A 16,415-nucleotide genomic window follows, 5' to 3' on the forward strand; every position below is an offset into this window, starting at 1 on the left:
GGGCCGCTCCTCAGCCCTTGGCCGCAGGCGCAGCGCCGGCGGGTGGCGCGATCGGTCTGCCGTTCTCATCCAGTTTCACTACCTGCGGCGTGACCGGCGCACCGGGGAAGGCGCGCAGCAGGCCGTCGATGATGACCAGCTCGCCGGCGTTAATGCCCGTCACCACGCGCATGCCGCCGATCAGCGCGCCTGGCTTGACCTCGCGCTGTTCGACGATGTTGTTCTTGCCCACCACCAGCACCACCTTGCGGGTCTGGTCGGTGGTGATGGCGCGGTCGGCCACCAGCGTGGCGCTGTAGGTGCCGCTGCCCACCAGCTGCAGGCGCGCGAACAGGCCCGGCGTGTAGAGGCCGTCCTTGTTGTCGAACACGGCGCGCCCCCGCAGCGACGCGGTAGCCGGATTGAGGCGGTTGTCGACGAAGTCCATCTTGCCTTCGTGCGGGTAGCCTTCCTCGTTGGCGAGGCCGAGACGTACGGCGTTGGGCTTGTCGCGCGAGGATGGACGGCTGCCGTCGCGCGCGGCGCGCATGTATTTCAGGTAGATCGCTTCGCTGGCGTCGAAGTAGGCGTAGATGCGGTCGGTGGAGACCACCGTGGTCAGGATCGGATCGCCGACGTTGACCAGGTTGCCCACCGTGACATTGGCGCGCGAGGTGCGGCCGCTGACCGGCGCGGTGATGCGGCTGAATTCCAGGTTCAGTTTGGCCTGGACCAGCGCCGCCTCGTTGGCTTTGACCGTCGATGCGGCGTTGGCCAGCGCGGCGCGCAGTTGATCCAGTTCCTGTTGGCTGACGCCGCGCACGGCAACCAGCCGCTCGGCGCGCGCCAGTTCGCTCTTGGTCAGGTCGCCCTGGGTGCGGGCCACGGCCAGTTGCGCCTCGGCGCGTGCGGCTTCCGCAGCGAATTGGCGTTGATCGATGGTGAACAGCGGATCGCCCTTGTTGACCAGCTGCCCTTCGCGGAAGTGCACCTGCACCAGGGTGCCGGCCACGCGCGAGCGGATGTCGACGGTATCGGGCGCCTCCAGGCGGGCGGTGAATTCATCGAACTCCTGCACATCGCGCTTGACTGCCGCCGACACGGAGACCGCAGGCGGCCCGCCGCCCTGCTGCGCGGACTGCTCCGACTTGCCGCATCCGGCCAGCGCCAGTGCCATGCCTAACCACAAAACGTGCTTGTTCGCCGCCCGGATATTCATTGTGAACCCCTAAAAACGGTGTTGCAGTATCGAAGATGGGAAATTGCGGTGAGGCAGGACAACGGACCCTAAATAAATGAATCCAGATTCATTTTGTCAAAAAAATGACAAGTTGTCATTACTAAATATGGTTAGTGGTGCTAGACCGCCGGAGCCCCCACCTTGACAAAGCCTGGCCCCGTGGATATCTTGAAGATATCCAGAATCTCTAGACCGTCTACAATCATGGCCACACGCCCCATCGCAAACCAGATATCGTTCCGCTATCGCGCCTCCGACAGCGCCACTGGCGTCACCCGCGATACTGCCAAACGCCTGGCCGAGGTGCTTGGTGTCGATGAAACACAGGCCATCCACCTGGCGTTACGCGAGCTTGCGGTCAAAACCCTCCCGCAATACGAAGCCGACGATGGGCCGCTATCAGCCACGCAGGTACGCCATATCAAGGACAGCGTGAAGCAAGGAACCAAGCGCTCGGTGCGTTCCAGCTTGTTTGACGATGAGATATTATGACGCCAGTATGGTGGCCCGAACCCGCCGCTGGAGAAATCGTCTGGTGTCACTTTCCCGACCATATACATCCACGACCGAAGCCACGGCCAGCACTGATCCTGGCGGTATTCGATGACGAGGCGCCGCAGTCCCACGTGCAAGTCGCTTATGGCACGAGCCAACGTACGACGACACTGCACCGGGGCGAGTTTTCCATTTTGAAGGCGCGGAATCCGGGCGGCTACGCAGCGGCCGGGCTCAGCTACGACACCAAATTCGACTTGAAGCAGGCCATAGACCTACCCTATTCGACAGAGTGGTTTTCAGTTCCGCCCGCCGCACCACATGGACAAAATCCGAAGCTGGGCACGCTTCATCCGTCGCTGGTGCCGGCCGTCCAAGCGGCTTACCGCGCGGCCAGGCAACAACTAATACAAACATCATAGAGAAAACAATGAGCATGATCGAATTGCCCTTCAGGGCCACCACCGCCGAAGCCTGCGCCTGGATGGAGCAGCAGACCGGCACGCCTTGGACCCTGGCGCTATTGCTGGAGCATGGACTGGTGCCGGTGGTCTGGCTGGATTATGACCCGGCGTATCCCGATTTATTCGGCGACGCCAACGGCGGCTATGCGGCGCCGATTTTCTTTGAGGAGGATGTTGCGCGCCTGAAGGCGGGTAGCGAAGACATCCTGATCACCTTCACCAAGGATGCGTACCGGCTGCCGGCGCGTCTGCCCGAGCCGGGCTTCCGCCGTCCGCTCGACCAGCTACGCTTTCAGAAAAGTGATTTGGATCGCCTGACGGCCAAGCTGAAACAGGCGGCGCAGGCGCCTGAGCCACCGAAGGTCGAAGCGGCCAAGGAATCGCAGGCGGGCATCAGCAAGGCGGAAGTCTTGCAGGCGTTTGCCGCCGTCGTGCGGCTGGACCTGGCGCAGGCGCTGGACGACGCCATCGGCATCTTCGGCGACGATGGCGCCCGCGTCAAAGCCAGCGCGAAGAAGACCAAACGCAACGCCGTCTGGAATCCGGTCACGCTGGCCCTCGGGCTACACGATGTCTACCGCACGCCTATCGGCCCGCTCAAGCGCGCCTTCAAGACCCACGATTTCCTGCATGCCTGGCAGGGCAACTGGGAAGAGTCCCTGCGCCTGCTGGGCAAGTAGCGACAACAACGCTACGGACTACTTACCAGGTGGGCCGCCCGGCGCCCATTTCTCGCGCGACTGGAACAGGAACAGTTGCGAGGCGTCGGCGCTCATGGGCGCCTGGCGTGCGATCCAAGAGTCGTCGTGGCTGTCCATGTCGGCATCGTATTCCACATGGCAGCCCAACGGGCTGTTGAAATACCAGAACCAGTTGGAACCCATCTTGTGCCGGCCCGGCCCCCAGAACGATTGATAGCCCTTGTTGACGAAGCGCGTGCCGGCCAACATCACCTCGGTCGGTCCGCCCATGTGGAAGGTGAAGTGCTCGCACCCTTTCATGAACGGCGGCGTCTGGATCAGGAACAGCGTGTGGTGATCCTCGGTGCCGCCCGGCCGCAGGAACGGGCCAGCACCCAGCAGACGGTCGGTGCAGCGGAAGCCCAGGCGCTCGCTGTAGAAGGCCTCCGCCTTCTGCGTGTCCGGCACGAAATACACCACATGCGATAGTGAGCGCGGACGCGCTTCCGCGCCCTCGTCCACCGCCGGCACGTTGACGGCGCGGCGGATGCCGGCGCCCGGCGCGTTGACCGCCTCCGCACGCAGGTCCAGCGGACGGCGCACGCTGAGCTGGAAGCCCAGCGCGAAGCCCATGTCATCCACCGATTCAAGACTGCCGTCTTGAAGCCGGCGCACCTCGCGGTCGCGCCCCAGCTCCGCTGCGATGGCGTCCAGCGTGGCCTGGTCGGCCACACCGTACACCGTCTTGCGCAGCATGCTGGCCGTGCCCAGCGACGGCGGCAAGCCGGCGCTGTCCTTGTGGGCGATGACGATGGCGGTGCCGTCCAGCGCCTCGAAGCGGCCGTCGCCTGCTGGCGTCAGCCCGTAGTCTGTCAGGTATTGCGCGCAGGCCGCGACGTCGTCGACGCCGAAGACCAGCGCATCCGGTCCTATGATGTTCATAAGCGCTTGCGCTCCAATCAGAAGTTATAGCTGCCGCGAATGCCGTAGGTGCGCGGGTCGCTGATGAAGAAGGAGCCCGGCACGCGGCTCTGGATGGTGATTTCGTCTTCGATGTTCTTGACGAACAGCTGCACATTCCATTTGCCTGAAGCGCTGTCGTAGCCGATCGACGCATCCGATTTATGGAACGACGGCTGGCGATAACGGATGTCCTGGGTCGGGTCGCTCAGATAGTAGGAGTTCGAGCGGCGGGTGTTGATGCTGGCCGCGATCTCGGCGCCGTTTTCAAGCAGGAAGCGCTGGGTATAGCCAAGACCGATGGTCGATGTCGGCGCGCGGTCCAGCTTCTGGCCCGAGTAGTCGATGTTGGTGCCCGGACGGTAGGTCTTGTAGTGCGCATCGGTGGCGGCCATGGTGGCGCGCAGTTCACCGCTGGCGCCTACGCGCAGCTTGCCTTCCAGTTCAGCGCCGTTGACCACCGAGTTGGCGGCGTTACTGGTGAACGAATGGCAGGTCGATGGATCGTTGGTACGGCAGGTGGTGATGGTCAGCTGCTGGTCCTTGTAATCGTAGTGGAAGACGTTGGCCGATACCTGCAGGTGGTTCTCGAAGAAGCGGCCCTTGACACCTGCCTCGAAGGACTTCAGCGTTTCAGGCTTGTACACGCCGGTGTCGGCTTCGGCGTTGAAGCCGCCCGATTTGTATCCGGTCGAAACGCTGGCGTACAACATCACGTTACGCATCAGGTCATGGTCGATGCCGACCTTCCAGCTGGTGTTGTTGAAGCTGACGTCCGCCGCATAGGCCTTAGAGCTGGTGGTGGCCGGCGGCTTCGCTGCTTCGCCGCTGAGCGGATCGTAGCCGGACTTGCGGTCCTTGGTGTAGCGCAGGCCCATGGTCAGGCGCGTGTCTTCACGCAGCGAATACGTGGCCTGGCCGAAGGCCGCCTTCGATTCATTCTTGATCGAGGCCAGGAACGGCAGGTTCACCACCAGCTGGCCGAACGGCGCGGTGACGTAGGTGTTGTATTCGGCGTCGCGGAACACGTCTTCGTTGAAGTGGTAGAAGCCTGCGACCCAGCGCAGCGGGCCGCTGCCGGTGGAGTTCAGGCGCAGCTCGTGCGAGCGCGCCTTGCTGTCGCCGTTGTTACGGTTGGTGAATGGGAAGCCGAAGTAGACGCCGTTGTTCAACTGGTCGATGTGCATGCGCATCTGCGCCACCTGGTAAGTCAGCTCGCTGTCGGCCACCACGGTCTTGAATTCAGCGCGCAGCGAATTCGCGAAGTTCTCGCGTTCCTTCTGGCCCTCCTTCTTGAACTCCCAGCCGGTGGTGCGTTGCGCATCGCTGCCGCGATCGACATACACGGGGTTGAGCAGGTCGTTGCCACGGCCCAGCGCGGTGAACGGCAAGGTGCCGGTCGGCGTGCCGTTGAAGAAGTTCGTCAGAGGCACCGGCGAGACGCCGCCGCCACCGATCTTGTTGTGCTCCGCCGTCATCAGCAGGCTGGTTTGGGCGCTGAAGTTACCCAGCAGGTGCAGGCGGGCCGATTTGTCGTTCTGGTCTTCCAGCGGGATGTTGTTCGGGCCGGGTTTGAGGAAGGTGTCATGCTTGTTGGCGTTCAGCGCGGCGCGGAATGCCCACACCTCGCCGAGCGGAATATTCAGCACGCCGTCGTAGCGGCGGGTGTTGTAGTTGCCGATCTCCAGGCCAACCTTGCCCTCCAGCTTGCGGGTCGGCTTGTTGGTGATCAGGTTGATGGCGCCGGCGGTGGCGTTGCGGCCGTACAGCGTGCCTTGCGGGCCGCGCAGCACTTCGATGCGGTCCAGGTCATAGAAGGCGACGGCCTGTGCTTCGTAGCGCGGCACGTAGGCGCCGTCGACGTGGAAGGCGGCCGACGGATCGCCCTTCTCCGTCATATCCAGGCTGGTGACGCCGCGAATCGCCACTTGCAGCATGCCGCTCTCCTGCGCGATTTCAACGTTGGGCAGCGTGGCGGCCAGCGCGCGCGGATCGACGGTGCCGGCGTTCTTCAGGTCTTCACCGGAAATCACCGACAGCGCCAGCGGCGTCTTGCTGGCCGGCTGGGCGATTTTCTGCGCGGTGATGATGACCTCCGTCAGGCCGTTGTCCTTCTTGGCTTCGGCATTTTGTGCTGCGGCGATGTTGACGACGGACAGGGCGCCGATGGCGACGAGCGCCTTGGCGATGGAAGTCAGCTGGGGGTTCTGCATGAAAGTCTCCTAATGTGCGCGGCATTTCTTTGGATGCCGCTCTGGGTTGAGTATGCAGAAAAATGATAGGCGCTTTCCCACGCTTACCTCCAGCCTATAATTCGGATAGCTAGCATCCGTGCGCCTTATACCAAGGGCCGGGGGGAAACGGCTTACCCTCGTTTGCGACGGCCATAAAAAAGGCCCCGTCAATCGCTTGACGGGGCCGAAAACGGTGGCCTGGAGAGGGGACGTCGAATCAGTCCGGCATCGACGTCCAGGAGCCACCGGTACGTGAAGAAGCTTGTACGGTTTCGATGAACAGCACGCCACGCAAGCCGTCATCGATGGTGGGGAATTGCGCGGCGCCTGGATCGCCGCCGTGGCGCCGCGCCAACAGGTGCATGGCGATCTCGTTGTACAGCGCGCCGAAGGCGTCGATGTAGCCTTCCGGATGCCCGGCCGGTATGCGGCTGGTGCGCGCGCCGGCCGCGTTCATGGCGGCGCTGCCGCGCGTGACGATGCGGGTCGGCTCGCCCAGCGGCGTCCAATACAGTTCGTTCGGCTGCTCCTGCGCCCATTCGATGCCGCCGGCACTGCCGACCACGCGGATGCGCAGTTCATTGGTACACCCAGGCGCAACCTGGCTGGCCCACAGCATGCCGCGCGCCCCGCCCTTGTAGCGCAGCAGCACCTGCACGTCATCGTCGATGACGCGCCCCGGCACGAAAGAACTCAGTTGCGCGGCCAGCGATTCCAGCCGCAGTCCCGTGATGGTGTCGGCCAGCTGCCAGGCGTGCGAGCCGATATCGCCGATGGCGCCGCCGCCAGCCTTGGCGGGATCGGTGCGCCACGCAGCCTGTTTCTGGCCGCTCTGCTCCAGCGGCGCCGCCAGCCAGTCCTGCGCGTACTGCACCTGCACCACGCGGATATCACCCAGCGCGCCTTCGCGCACCATCTGTTGCGCGTGGCGCACCATGGGATAGGCCGAATAGTTGTGGGTGACGGCGAACAGCAGGCCGCGCTCTTCGGCCAGCGCCTTTAGCATGCGCGCATCCTCGCTGTGGATGGTCACCGGCTTGTCGCAGATAACGTGGATGCCCGCCTCTAGGAAGGCGCGCGCCACCGGCGCATGCATGTGGTTCGGTGTGACGATGCACACCGCTTCGATGCCATCCTCGCGCGCGCTCTCCGCCGCCGCCATCTGCTGGTAGTCGTCGTAGATGCGTTCCAGCCCCAGCGCACGGCCGGAACGTTGTGACGCCTCGGCGCTGGACGACAATGCTCCCGCCAGTAATTCGTAGCGGTCGTCGAAGCGCGCCGCGTGGCGGTGCACCGCGCCGATGAAAGCGCCCTCGCCTCCACCCACCATGCCAAGCCGGATGCGTCCCGGGAAAATACTCGCCTGCTCCATGTAATCTCCTTAAGCGATGCCCAGCATGCGCAGGTTGCGCTGCGGGTCGGCGTCGCTGCCGGCAAAGTCGTCGAAGGCCTTGTCGGTCACGCGGATGATGTGGTCGCGGATAAAGCCCACGCCTTCGGCCGCGCCTTGTTCCGGGTGCTTGAGGCAGCACTCCCATTCCAGCACCGCCCAGCCCTTGAAATCGTATTGCGCGAACTTGGAGAAGATAGCACTGAAGTCCACCTGGCCGTCGCCCAGGGAGCGGAAGCGGCCAGCGCGTTCGGCCCAGCCCTGGTAGCCGGAGTACACACCCTGGCGCGCATCCGGCCGGAACTCGGCGTCCTTCACGTGCATGACTTTGATGCGCTCGTGATAGCGGTCGATAAAACCCAGGTAATCGAGCTGCTGCAGCAGGAAGTGCGAAGGATCGTAGGCGATGCTCAGGCGCGGATGGTTGTGCACCCGCTCCAGCAGCATCTCGAAGGTGGCGCCGTCGAACAGGTCTTCGCCTGGATGCAACTCGAACGCCAAGTCCACGCCCGCTTCATCGTAGGCATTGAGTATGGGCAGCCAGCGGCGTGCCAGTTCGTCGAAGGCCGACTCGATCAGTCCCGCCGGACGTTGCGGCCATGGGTAGACGTAAGGCCAGGCCAGCGAGCCGGAGAAGCTGATCGATGCATTCAGTCCCAGGTTGGCAGAAGCCTTGGCCGCCAACAGCATCTGCTGCACCGCCCATTGCTGGCGTGCCTGCGGATTGCCGCGCAACTCAGCCGGCGCGAAGCCGTCGAAGGCTTCGTCGTAGGCTGGATGCACCGCCACCAACTGGCCTTGCAGGTGCGTGCTCAGTTCCGTGATGGCGACGCCGTTCGCCGCCGCGATGCCGGCCAGCTCGTCGCAATAGGTTTTGCTTTCGGCCGCCAGCGCCAGGTCGAACAGCCGCGCGTCGTTGGACGGCACCTGCACGCCACGGTAGCCGAGATCCCCGGCCCAGCGCGTGATCGCATCCCAGCTGTTGAACAGCGCCTGATCCCCCGCGAACTGCGCGAGGAAAATGGCCGGGCCTTTGATCGTGGTTGCCATGTCTACCTCAACCGGCGATGGTGGCGCTGACGGTGCAGCTGGTGACAGGGCTCCACGGCAGGTAGGAGATGCGCAGCTGTACCGCCGCCGTCACCTCGTGCTCGCCGGCGGACAGGCCGCCCGGCTGCAGCACCGAGATTTCCGCCACTTCGCCGAATTCCCAGCGTTCATCGTAGGTGGTTTCCAGCTCTTCCAGAGTGCGGGTTTTGCCGCGCACGGTGAAGCGCACGTTCTCGCGCGGCACCTTGACGCCGTCCACGGTCAGCGCCACGTCTTCGACGGCGGACAGGATCTGGCCGCGATAGTAAGGCAGGCGTGCGCCCAGGCGCCAGCCGCCTTCGGTGTTTTCCACGCTGCCTGGATAGATGATGTGTTTATCGTACATGTCTGTTTTTCCTTAGACTTCGCCCAACAGGCGCTTGAACATTTCGTGTTGACGGCGGACCTGCTCGCGGCCATCGACCTCGAAGGCGTCCTCGATGTGGCGTTGGCCTTCGTATTCGCTCGACAGATGGCCGTCGTAACCGCCTTCGATCAGCACCGGAATGATCTCCTCGTAGGGGATGGCCGGCTCCTTGCCGCTGTCGTCGATCTCGTAGAACTTGGCGTGGATGTTGAAGATCCACGGCATGAACTCCAGCATGCGGCGCGGATTGCTCCAGATATTGTGGCGCAGCGTCTCGGCCATCTGCAGGTCGATGGCGTTGCCGCCCATCTTGCGCACGTCCATCAGCACGTAGTCGGCCAGCACGCGCGCGGCGTGCGCTTCCAGAATGAATTCCACGATCTTCGGCGTGGCGCCGTTGCGCAGGAATCGGTCGCGGAACACCGGCGGATAGTTTTTGGTGTACATGCCCATGTCCGGCACATAGCCCACGTGGTCGGAACCGGTTGCGCGGGTCAGCTCCGTGTAGCGCAGTATCCATGGATGGTCGAAGTGGAACGGCGAGTGCACTTCGATGCCCATGCGGACGTCCAGTTGCTCGGCCAGCGGCACGCAGGCCACCACCACTTCCGGTGGCGTGTTGACGATGATGCGCACGTTGCGGCAGCCGATGCGCTTGGCGAAGTGCAGGTCGCGCTGCAGCGAGGCCACCATCTCTTCGAAATTAAGCTTGCGGTCCTTGTACAGTTTCACGTCCAGGAACATGTCGTGGCACTGGGCGTAGGCGCCATGGCGTTCGAGCGACGCGAACCAACCGTCGATCTGCGCCTGCGGCACGTTGGGGAAGCCGGAGAAGGATTGTTCGCTGACCACTTCGATGCCTTTCGCGCCAAGGCTGGCGGCGTGGGCGATGCAGTCGTCTAGCGTCATCCGGCGCAGGAATGTCTCGTACTGGTAGCTGTAGAGCGACACACCGCGCTTGATGTTGTGCTGTTTATTCATACTGGGAACCTCGGGTTGAGTCGAACAAAAAAAGAATTAAAGAACAACGCTGGTTGGCGCAGGTGCGGCGCGCCAGCGCAGCAGGCATGACACCACGGCGCACACGGCGGCGATCACGCCGAAGGCGACAAACGCGCCCTGCAAACCGCCTACCCAGCCGCGCATCATGTTGACCACGGCCGGCGACAGGAACTGCGCCACGAAGAAAGAACTGGCCCACCAGCCCATGCCGCGGCCACGGTGCTCAAAGGAGAACTTGGTCTGGGTCCAGGCGATCAACGCCGGCACGATCAGGCCATTGGCCAACTGCTGGATGAAGGCGAAGGCCAGCGCCACCTTGTAGTCGGCCGCCATGCCAATGCCGCCCAGGCCTATCGCATAACCGGCGAACACCAGGAAGATCTGCGTGGCGGCGCCGTAGCGCGTCGTCAGCTTGAACAGCACCGCGCCGATCGGCACGCCGATGCTGGGAATCGCCATGCTCAAGCCGATCGACTTGGGATTGTCCACGCCCAGCTCCTTGAGCAGCAGCGAGAAGTTAATCACCTGGACGAAGTAAATGGTGGAGAGGATGACCGTCACGCTGCACACCATCAAGGCCACCATGTAGGGGAAAGGCGTGGTGGCGACGGCGGGGCCGGCGGCTTTCTTGCGCGGCTCCGGTTCGAACAGGAAGATCAGGCTGGCCAGCAGGATCGGAATCGCCACCGCATACACCAGGAAGGGATATTGCCAGCCTTGCGCGGCCAGGAAGCCGGAACTGGCGATGGTGACGGTACCCAGCACCGAACCGACCACGCCCTGTATCATCAGCCAGCGATGACGCTCCTTCTCTTCGTAGTAGTCCGCCAGCAGCGTGTTGACCACGGTGAGCACGCCGGCTTCGCCGATGCCGATCACCACACGCCCCGCCACTACGGCCCAGAAGTTATCGATCACGAAGGGCATCAGGCCACCAGCGCCGTAGAAGGCCATCGACCATAACAACAGCTTGCGGCGGCCGAAGCGGTCGGCGATGACGCCAGCCCCAGGTGCGAATAGCGCGATACAGGCGCTGGGAGCGGTGATCAGCAGCGGCACCATCAACCTGGCGTTGGGCACGTCGTGGAAGTGCGCCAGCAGCGTGGGCAGCGTCGGCGCCAGCGCGATGATGGCCATCACCGGCAGGAAACCGGAAAACACCAGTATCAATCCCTGGCGCCAATCGGCCTTTCTAGCTATCGTAGCTTGCGTAGATTGCATGTCTTGTCTCCTATTCTAGGCATATTCACGGCGCCTTCCTGTCCATGCAGGAAAATCTAACCTCGAAAAATGATAACGCTTTCCCGCCCCCTGCTCTACTGATAATTACGCTCGCAGCACGCTTTTTATCAATACATCCTATCCATATCTTCAATACCTCGAACGGCCCGAAAACGGATTTATTTGCGGTATATTGGGAAAACTTTTCCTGCCTTTACATCCTATGTCTTTGAAAACCGCATCCATCTCCGCCGTCGCCGAACTTGCCGGCGTTTCCATCGCCACCGTCTCGCGGGTGCTGAACGGGACCAAGGCGGTCAACGCCGACACGCGTGCCCGCGTGGAAGCGGCGGTTGAAACCCTGGGTTATCGCGCCAACGCCCTGGCGCGCAGCTTGATGCGCGGTGAAACCCGCCTGCTGCTGGTGCTGGTGCCGGACTTCGCCAATCCGTTTTTCGCTGAAATCGTCAAGGGCGTCGAATCGGTCACGAGCCAGAACGGCTACGGCCTGGTGATCGCCGAGGCCTCGCATACGCTGTCGCGCAACAGCGCCTCGCTCGACTCCTTGTATAACCGCCTGGCCGATGGCGTCATCAGCCTGGCGCGCTTCGCCGATCTCAAGCCGCTGCTGCAGGAGATTCCCGACCTGCCGTGGGTGGCCTGCTCCGAATTTGTGGAGGACGACGATGTGCCCAACGTCTGCATCGACCACCGTCAAGGCGCCATCGACGCCGTGCAGTACCTGATCAACCGTGGCCACCGCCGCATCGCGCTGCTCAGCGCAAGCGAGGACTATCGCTGGGCGCGGCAACGGCACGAAGGTTATGAATATGCGCTTCAGCGCGCCGGCATTCCCATCGAACCGCAACTGGTGCGCGTCGCGCGCGGCACCGACTATGTGCATGGCATGGAAGCCGCCGGCACGCTGCTGGCCATGGAGCAGCCGCCGACGGCGGTGTTTGCGGTGTCCGATACGCTGGCCATTGGCGCCATCAAGGCCTTCCGCCGTGTCGGCCGGCGCGTGCCGGAAGACGTGGCTGTGATGGGCTTCGACGACATTCCCATCGCCCAGGTGTTCGAGCCGGGCCTGACCACCATCGCCCAGCCGGTGCGCGAACTGGGCGCGGTGGCGGCCGAGATGCTGCTCAAGCGCCTGGCCGGAGGCCACGCCGAATCGCGCACGCTGGACCATGCGCTGATCGTGCGCGCGTCGGCCTAAGCCTGCATCACATACCCGGAGCCGCCATGCGCTTTAATAAACTCGACCTGAATCTGCTGGTGGCGCTGAACGCGCTGCTCTCGGAGCGCAATATCAGCCGCGCGGCCGAGAAGCTGTTTCTGAGCCAGCCGGCCACCAGCGGCGCGTTGTCGCGGCTGCGCGCCTACTTCAACGACGAGCTGCTGGTGCCGTCCGGCCGCCAGTTGATGCTGACGCCGCGCGCCAAGGATCTGATCGAGCCGGTACGCGAAGTGTTGATGCGGATCGACACCACCATCGCCGCCCAGCCGCAATTCGACCCGGCCAACGAAACCCGCATGTTCACGCTGCTGGTGTCGGACTACACCACGGCCGTGCTGATTCCCAAGCTGCTGGCGGAGCTGTACCGCGAAGCGCCCAACCTGCGCATCCGCCTGCGCGACCAGTCCGAGCGGCCGAACGAGGTGCTGGAACAGGGCGAAGCCGATTTCCTGGTGATCCCGTCGCAGTACATCGCCAAGGACCACCCTTCTGCCGCGCTGTTCGAGGAAGACTATTTGTGCGTGACGTGGGAGGGCAATTCCTGCGTGCGCGACCGCCTCACCTTCGACGACTACTTGGCCTGCGGTCACGTGATCGCCACCTTCAACAACACGGTCTCCGCTCCGCTCTCCACCTTTGACGGCTGGTTCATGGAAAGCTTCGACGTCAAGCGCCGGGTGGAGGTGACCGCGCCGAGCATGACGGCGCTGCCGGCCATGGTGGTCGGCACCGACCGCATCGCCACCGTGCACCGCCGCATTGCGCTCAACGCCCAGGCCACGCTGCCAGTCAAGGTATGGGAACCACCACCGCGCATCCCGCGCCTGGTGCAGATGCTGCAATGGCATAAGCACCGGAGCAACGATCCGGCGATCAGCTGGATACGAGAAAAATTCATAACGGCCGCCGCAAGCGTCTGACATCAACCTGAGGAATCAACTATGCACCATCCCGTTTCCGGGACGGAGGGCAGCGCTTACGCTGCCGCCGCCTCGTTCTCGCCGCGCCGTCGCCAAATGGCGCTGGTCGCCGTCGCCCTGGCATTTGTCATGGACCTGCTGGACACCACCATCGTCAACGTCGCCATCCCTTCCATCAGCAGCACTTTGGGCGCCGACCGCGCCGCGCTGGAATGGATCATCGCCGGCTACGCGACGGCGTTCGCGGTGCTGCTGATCGTCGGCGGCCGGCTGGGCGACAGTCACGGTTATCGCCGCATGTTCCTGACCGGGATCGCACTTTTCACCATCACCTCGATGGCGTGCGGGCTGGCGCCGGACGCCATGACGCTGCAGATCGCCCGCGTGCTGCAAGGCGCCACCGCCGCCATGATGGTGCCGCAGGTGATGGCGCTGGTGCAGGTGATGTATCCGCCCGAGCAGCGCTACAAGGTGTACACGGTATTCGGCTTCCTCGGCGGCTTCTCGGCGGCGCTGGGCCCCATCGTCGGCGGCCTGCTGATCGACGCCAACTGGTTCGGCCTGGGTTGGCGGCTCACCTTCCTGATTAACCTGCCGATCGGCTTGTTCAGTCTTGTCGCCGGCGCCAAGCTGCTTCCAGCCGGTCGTGGCGTCAATGCCACGCCGGTCGATGTGATCGGCGCAGCGTTGTCGGTATTGGTGTTGTTTGCTTTGCTGGCGCCATTGATCGAAGGCCCGGAACACGGCTGGCCGGTGGGCCTGGTGCTACTGCTGGCGGCCACTGTGCCGCTGGCATGGGGCACGTTGCGCTACCTGCGCTGGCGCCAGGCCACGCGCGGCGACGCGCTGGTGCCGCCGTCGCTGTTCAAGCTGCGCAAGGTGGCGCTGGGATTGCTGTGCACATTGAGCATCAACCCGGTGCTACCGGCCTACCTGCTGGTGATGACCTTCGTGCTACAGGAAGGCATGGGACTGAGCGCTTCGCAGATGGCCTATGCCTGCGCGCCGATCGCCTTCGGCGCCATGGGCGGCATTACGCTGATCGGCCCACGGTTATACAAATTGCTGGGCGTGCGGGTGATGATGGCGGGCGTCGGCGTCACGGCGGCCAGCCTGTCCCTCGCCGCATGGTCCGTGTATGGCGGCGTGCTGCTGCCATGGCCGCTGGCGCTGGCGCAGTTCGGCATGGGTCTGGGGATGGGATTGTGCGGCCCTCAGCTGTCCAACGCCACCTTGCAGGACGTGCCGATGACCGATGCCGGTGTCGCCGCCGGCATGTTCACGGCGGTGCAACAGATCGCCGCCGCGCTGGGCGTGGCACTGGCCGGGCTGCTGTTCTTTGGAGAGCGTCCGGAAGCGGCAACGGCAGCCCGGCATTACGCCGACGCGTATCTGCTGGTGCTGCCGTTGTTTGCCTGCCTGCTGATCAGCGCAGTGGTGGGAATACACCGGCTGGCCAAGGTGATGAAGGTTTCGCCTCCTAAACGTCCATGATGTCGATGCACTTGCGCAGCACGGCCAGCTTGTCCTGGCCTGCCGACGGTGTCCATTCGTGGCTGACGAAGCCCTGGTAGTTCAGATCCGCCAGCGCCCGCGCGACGTGGCGGTAGTTGAGCTCCTGGGTGTCGTCGATCTCATGGCGTCCAGGGACGCCGCCGGTGTGGAAATGCCCTATCCACTGGATGTTCTGGCGCAGGAAGTTGGTGATATTCCCGTCCATGAGCTGCGCATGATAGAGATCGACCAGCAGCTTCACGCGCGGCGAGTTCACCTGAGTCACCACATCCAGCCCCCAAGGCAGGTGATCGAACATGCTGCCTGGCGGCGATGGTGGGCCGCCGGAGTGACCCGAGTTGATGTTCTCCATAACCAGCGTGACGCCGCGCGCTTCAGCGTGTGCGCGCACGCGCTGCAGCAAGCCGAGCGCATTGCGCTTGCCATCCTCGTAGCTCAAGGCGCCGCGCACACCGCAGGTCAGGAGAATATTGGGGATGCCGTTGGCGGCAGCCGCGTCGATGCGTTCGCGCAGCGCCGCTTCGAACTGTCCGTCTTGGTCCGGCGTGCCGATGGCGTTCCAGCCGGGCGGGCCGGCCGGCGCGCGGGCCAGTGTGGAAATGCCGCCGCCATAGTCGACGCGCAGCACGGTCATGGTCAGGCCGTGGCTTTTGAGCATGGGCCAGTCGGCCGGATTGCTGACGAAGTCCAGTCCTTGTATGCCCAAGGCCCGCGCCATGCGGCAGGTGTCTTCGATATCGTTGTTGAACAGGTGTGGCGTCAGTCCCTGGCGCAAGCGCCCGCGCGCAAGCACGCGGGGTGCTACCGCGTAGCTTGCGCCCAGGGCCAGAGCCGAGAGAAAACGCCGGCGGTCAAAGACCGAGCGCATGGCGGGACATGACGAGCGATTGCTGCGTCTCCACCGTGGGGAAGTATTCGAGGCCGATCTGGCCCCGGTAGCCCTGCTTGCGCAACGTGGCGGTGATGCGCTGCCAGTTGATGCCACCGGTTCCCGGCTCGTGGCGGCCGTCGGTATCGGCCACTTGAACGTGGGCGATCAGGTTGACGCGCTCGCCGATGACGGCCGCGAAATCCTCCTCCGTTTGCGCGGAATGATAGGCATCGGCCAGAAGTCGTAGCGCCGAATTATCGACCGCCGCCACGATATCCAGCCCGCGCTGCACGGTGTCGACAAACATGCGCTGACCGTTGATCACCATGTAGACCGGTTCCAGCCACAAGGTCACGCCGGCCCGCGCCGCCATGGCGGCAGCCTGCTGCAACACGCGGACGGCGGCATCGAACTGCTCTTCGTCGGACACGTCGGCACGCGTAAAGCCCGACGCCAGGATCATGGCCGCGCCGTTGAATCGCTGCGCCACCGGTATGGCGTCGGCCACGGCGGCCAGCACGGCCTCGTGGTCGGCCGGATCGACCAGGCTGCGGCGCGGCTCAACACAAAAGCTGAGCAGGCGCACGCCGGTTTCGTTCAGCGCAGCCTCGATCGCGTCGAGCGGTTTTTCGCGCCACAGGTGGAATTCAACGCTTTTGATGCCTGCCGCGTGCGCGGCGTGCACCCGCGCGGCCAGGTCCTCGCCGGCTTCGGCGAACATCCATTCAATACAAGCTGCTAGTTGCAT

The 16,415-nt window shown here is 63.9% G+C and carries 16 protein-coding genes; 6 read left to right on the plus strand and 10 right to left on the minus strand.

Features of this window, described 5'->3' with window-relative positions; translation table 11 throughout:
- Window positions 1-10: 10 nt before the first annotated feature.
- A complete protein-coding gene (locus tag ACXZ1M_RS29300; protein WP_459051111.1) occupies window positions 11-1,156 on the minus strand; it encodes an efflux RND transporter periplasmic adaptor subunit in 1,146 nt (381 codons plus the stop codon).
- A gap of 267 nt (window positions 1,157-1,423) precedes the next feature.
- Here ACXZ1M_RS29300 and ACXZ1M_RS29305 point away from each other — a divergent pair, with 267 nt between their 5' ends.
- From ACXZ1M_RS29305 to ACXZ1M_RS29315, 3 genes are read left to right on the plus strand one after another with little or no spacing between them, the layout of a single operon-like run.
- Window positions 1,424-1,711: a hypothetical protein gene (locus tag ACXZ1M_RS29305; protein WP_459051112.1), complete on the plus strand. Its 288-nt coding sequence runs from the start codon at window positions 1,424-1,426 to the stop codon at window positions 1,709-1,711.
- Window positions 1,708-2,136: a hypothetical protein gene (locus tag ACXZ1M_RS29310; protein WP_459051113.1), complete on the plus strand. Its 429-nt coding sequence runs from the start codon at window positions 1,708-1,710 to the stop codon at window positions 2,134-2,136. The genes ACXZ1M_RS29305 and ACXZ1M_RS29310 overlap by 4 nt, the downstream gene beginning before the upstream one ends.
- Window positions 2,137-2,144: 8 nt before the next feature.
- A complete protein-coding gene (locus tag ACXZ1M_RS29315) occupies window positions 2,145-2,858 on the plus strand; it encodes a hypothetical protein (RefSeq protein WP_459051114.1) in 714 nt (237 codons plus the stop codon).
- A gap of 18 nt (window positions 2,859-2,876) precedes the next feature.
- Here ACXZ1M_RS29315 and ACXZ1M_RS29320 read toward each other — a convergent pair whose 3' ends face one another.
- From ACXZ1M_RS29320 to ACXZ1M_RS29350, 7 genes are all read right to left on the minus strand, one after another.
- Entirely contained in the window at window positions 2,877-3,800 is a 924-nt protein-coding gene (locus ACXZ1M_RS29320; RefSeq protein ID WP_459051115.1) for a VOC family protein, read from the minus strand.
- A gap of 17 nt (window positions 3,801-3,817) precedes the next feature.
- Window positions 3,818-6,031 carry a TonB-dependent receptor gene (locus ACXZ1M_RS29325; protein ID WP_459051116.1) on the minus strand — a complete coding sequence of 738 codons (2,214 nt, stop codon included), beginning with the start codon at window positions 6,029-6,031 and terminating at the stop codon, window positions 3,818-3,820.
- Window positions 6,032-6,269: 238 nt separating this feature from the next.
- Window positions 6,270-7,424, minus strand: coding sequence for a Gfo/Idh/MocA family protein (locus tag ACXZ1M_RS29330; protein WP_459051117.1), 1,155 nt, complete (start codon window positions 7,422-7,424; stop codon window positions 6,270-6,272).
- Window positions 7,425-7,433: 9 nt separating this feature from the next.
- Window positions 7,434-8,492 (minus strand): sugar phosphate isomerase/epimerase family protein, encoded by a 1,059-nt coding sequence (locus ACXZ1M_RS29335; RefSeq protein ID WP_459051118.1) that lies wholly within the window; start codon window positions 8,490-8,492, stop codon window positions 7,434-7,436.
- Window positions 8,493-8,499: 7 nt separating this feature from the next.
- Window positions 8,500-8,877 (minus strand): C-glycoside deglycosidase beta subunit domain-containing protein, encoded by a 378-nt coding sequence (locus ACXZ1M_RS29340; RefSeq protein WP_459051119.1) that lies wholly within the window; start codon window positions 8,875-8,877, stop codon window positions 8,500-8,502.
- 12 nt (window positions 8,878-8,889) lie between these two features.
- Window positions 8,890-9,879 (minus strand): sugar phosphate isomerase/epimerase family protein, encoded by a 990-nt coding sequence (locus ACXZ1M_RS29345; RefSeq protein WP_459051120.1) that lies wholly within the window; start codon window positions 9,877-9,879, stop codon window positions 8,890-8,892.
- A gap of 36 nt (window positions 9,880-9,915) precedes the next feature.
- The gene (locus ACXZ1M_RS29350; protein ID WP_459051121.1) at window positions 9,916-11,121 is read right to left on the minus strand and encodes an MFS transporter; all 1,206 of its coding nucleotides are present in this window, start codon (window positions 11,119-11,121) and stop codon (window positions 9,916-9,918) included.
- Between the two features lie 223 nt (window positions 11,122-11,344).
- Between ACXZ1M_RS29350 and ACXZ1M_RS29355 the strand changes: the two genes are divergently transcribed.
- The 3 genes from ACXZ1M_RS29355 to ACXZ1M_RS29365 are packed head-to-tail and all read left to right on the plus strand — an operon-like array spanning window position 11,345 to window position 14,775.
- Window positions 11,345-12,340, plus strand: coding sequence for a LacI family DNA-binding transcriptional regulator (locus ACXZ1M_RS29355; RefSeq protein ID WP_459051122.1), 996 nt, complete (start codon window positions 11,345-11,347; stop codon window positions 12,338-12,340).
- Window positions 12,341-12,366: 26 nt separating this feature from the next.
- Entirely contained in the window at window positions 12,367-13,281 is a 915-nt protein-coding gene (locus tag ACXZ1M_RS29360) for a LysR family transcriptional regulator (protein ID WP_459051123.1), read from the plus strand.
- Window positions 13,282-13,302: 21 nt separating this feature from the next.
- The gene (locus tag ACXZ1M_RS29365) at window positions 13,303-14,775 is read left to right on the plus strand and encodes an MFS transporter (RefSeq protein ID WP_459051124.1); all 1,473 of its coding nucleotides are present in this window, start codon (window positions 13,303-13,305) and stop codon (window positions 14,773-14,775) included.
- On the opposite strand, the gene ACXZ1M_RS29370 is transcribed toward ACXZ1M_RS29365, so the two are convergent.
- The gene (locus ACXZ1M_RS29370) at window positions 14,762-15,664 is read right to left on the minus strand and encodes a TIM barrel protein (protein ID WP_459051125.1); all 903 of its coding nucleotides are present in this window, start codon (window positions 15,662-15,664) and stop codon (window positions 14,762-14,764) included. The genes ACXZ1M_RS29365 and ACXZ1M_RS29370 overlap by 14 nt on opposite strands.
- Complete coding sequence (locus tag ACXZ1M_RS29375; RefSeq protein ID WP_459051126.1) at window positions 15,648-16,415, minus strand: TIM barrel protein; 768 nt, start codon at window positions 16,413-16,415, stop codon at window positions 15,648-15,650. The genes ACXZ1M_RS29370 and ACXZ1M_RS29375 overlap by 17 nt, the downstream gene beginning before the upstream one ends.

It is taken from the genome of Duganella paludis (assembly GCF_054461335.1).

Coding starts and splice junctions, on each gene's coding strand:
- ACXZ1M_RS29300 (WP_459051111.1), bottom strand. CDS start 1,156: ATGGCACTGGCGCTGGCCGGATGCGGCAAGTCGGAGCAGTCCGCGCAG.
- ACXZ1M_RS29305 (WP_459051112.1), top strand. CDS start 1,424: ATGGCCACACGCCCCATCGCAAACCAGATATCGTTCCGCTATCGCGCC.
- ACXZ1M_RS29310 (WP_459051113.1), top strand. CDS start 1,708: ATGACGCCAGTATGGTGGCCCGAACCCGCCGCTGGAGAAATCGTCTGG.
- ACXZ1M_RS29315 (WP_459051114.1), top strand. CDS start 2,145: ATGAGCATGATCGAATTGCCCTTCAGGGCCACCACCGCCGAAGCCTGC.
- ACXZ1M_RS29320 (WP_459051115.1), bottom strand. CDS start 3,800: ATGAACATCATAGGACCGGATGCGCTGGTCTTCGGCGTCGACGACGTC.
- ACXZ1M_RS29325 (WP_459051116.1), bottom strand. CDS start 6,031: ATGCAGAACCCCCAGCTGACTTCCATCGCCAAGGCGCTCGTCGCCATC.
- ACXZ1M_RS29330 (WP_459051117.1), bottom strand. CDS start 7,424: ATGGAGCAGGCGAGTATTTTCCCGGGACGCATCCGGCTTGGCATGGTG.
- ACXZ1M_RS29335 (WP_459051118.1), bottom strand. CDS start 8,492: ATGGCAACCACGATCAAAGGCCCGGCCATTTTCCTCGCGCAGTTCGCG.
- ACXZ1M_RS29340 (WP_459051119.1), bottom strand. CDS start 8,877: ATGTACGATAAACACATCATCTATCCAGGCAGCGTGGAAAACACCGAA.
- ACXZ1M_RS29345 (WP_459051120.1), bottom strand. CDS start 9,879: ATGAATAAACAGCACAACATCAAGCGCGGTGTGTCGCTCTACAGCTAC.
- ACXZ1M_RS29350 (WP_459051121.1), bottom strand. CDS start 11,121: ATGCAATCTACGCAAGCTACGATAGCTAGAAAGGCCGATTGGCGCCAG.
- ACXZ1M_RS29355 (WP_459051122.1), top strand. CDS start 11,345: ATGTCTTTGAAAACCGCATCCATCTCCGCCGTCGCCGAACTTGCCGGC.
- ACXZ1M_RS29360 (WP_459051123.1), top strand. CDS start 12,367: ATGCGCTTTAATAAACTCGACCTGAATCTGCTGGTGGCGCTGAACGCG.
- ACXZ1M_RS29365 (WP_459051124.1), top strand. CDS start 13,303: ATGCACCATCCCGTTTCCGGGACGGAGGGCAGCGCTTACGCTGCCGCC.
- ACXZ1M_RS29370 (WP_459051125.1), bottom strand. CDS start 15,664: ATGCGCTCGGTCTTTGACCGCCGGCGTTTTCTCTCGGCTCTGGCCCTG.
- ACXZ1M_RS29375 (WP_459051126.1), bottom strand. CDS start 16,415: ATGCAACTAGCAGCTTGTATTGAATGGATGTTCGCCGAAGCCGGCGAG.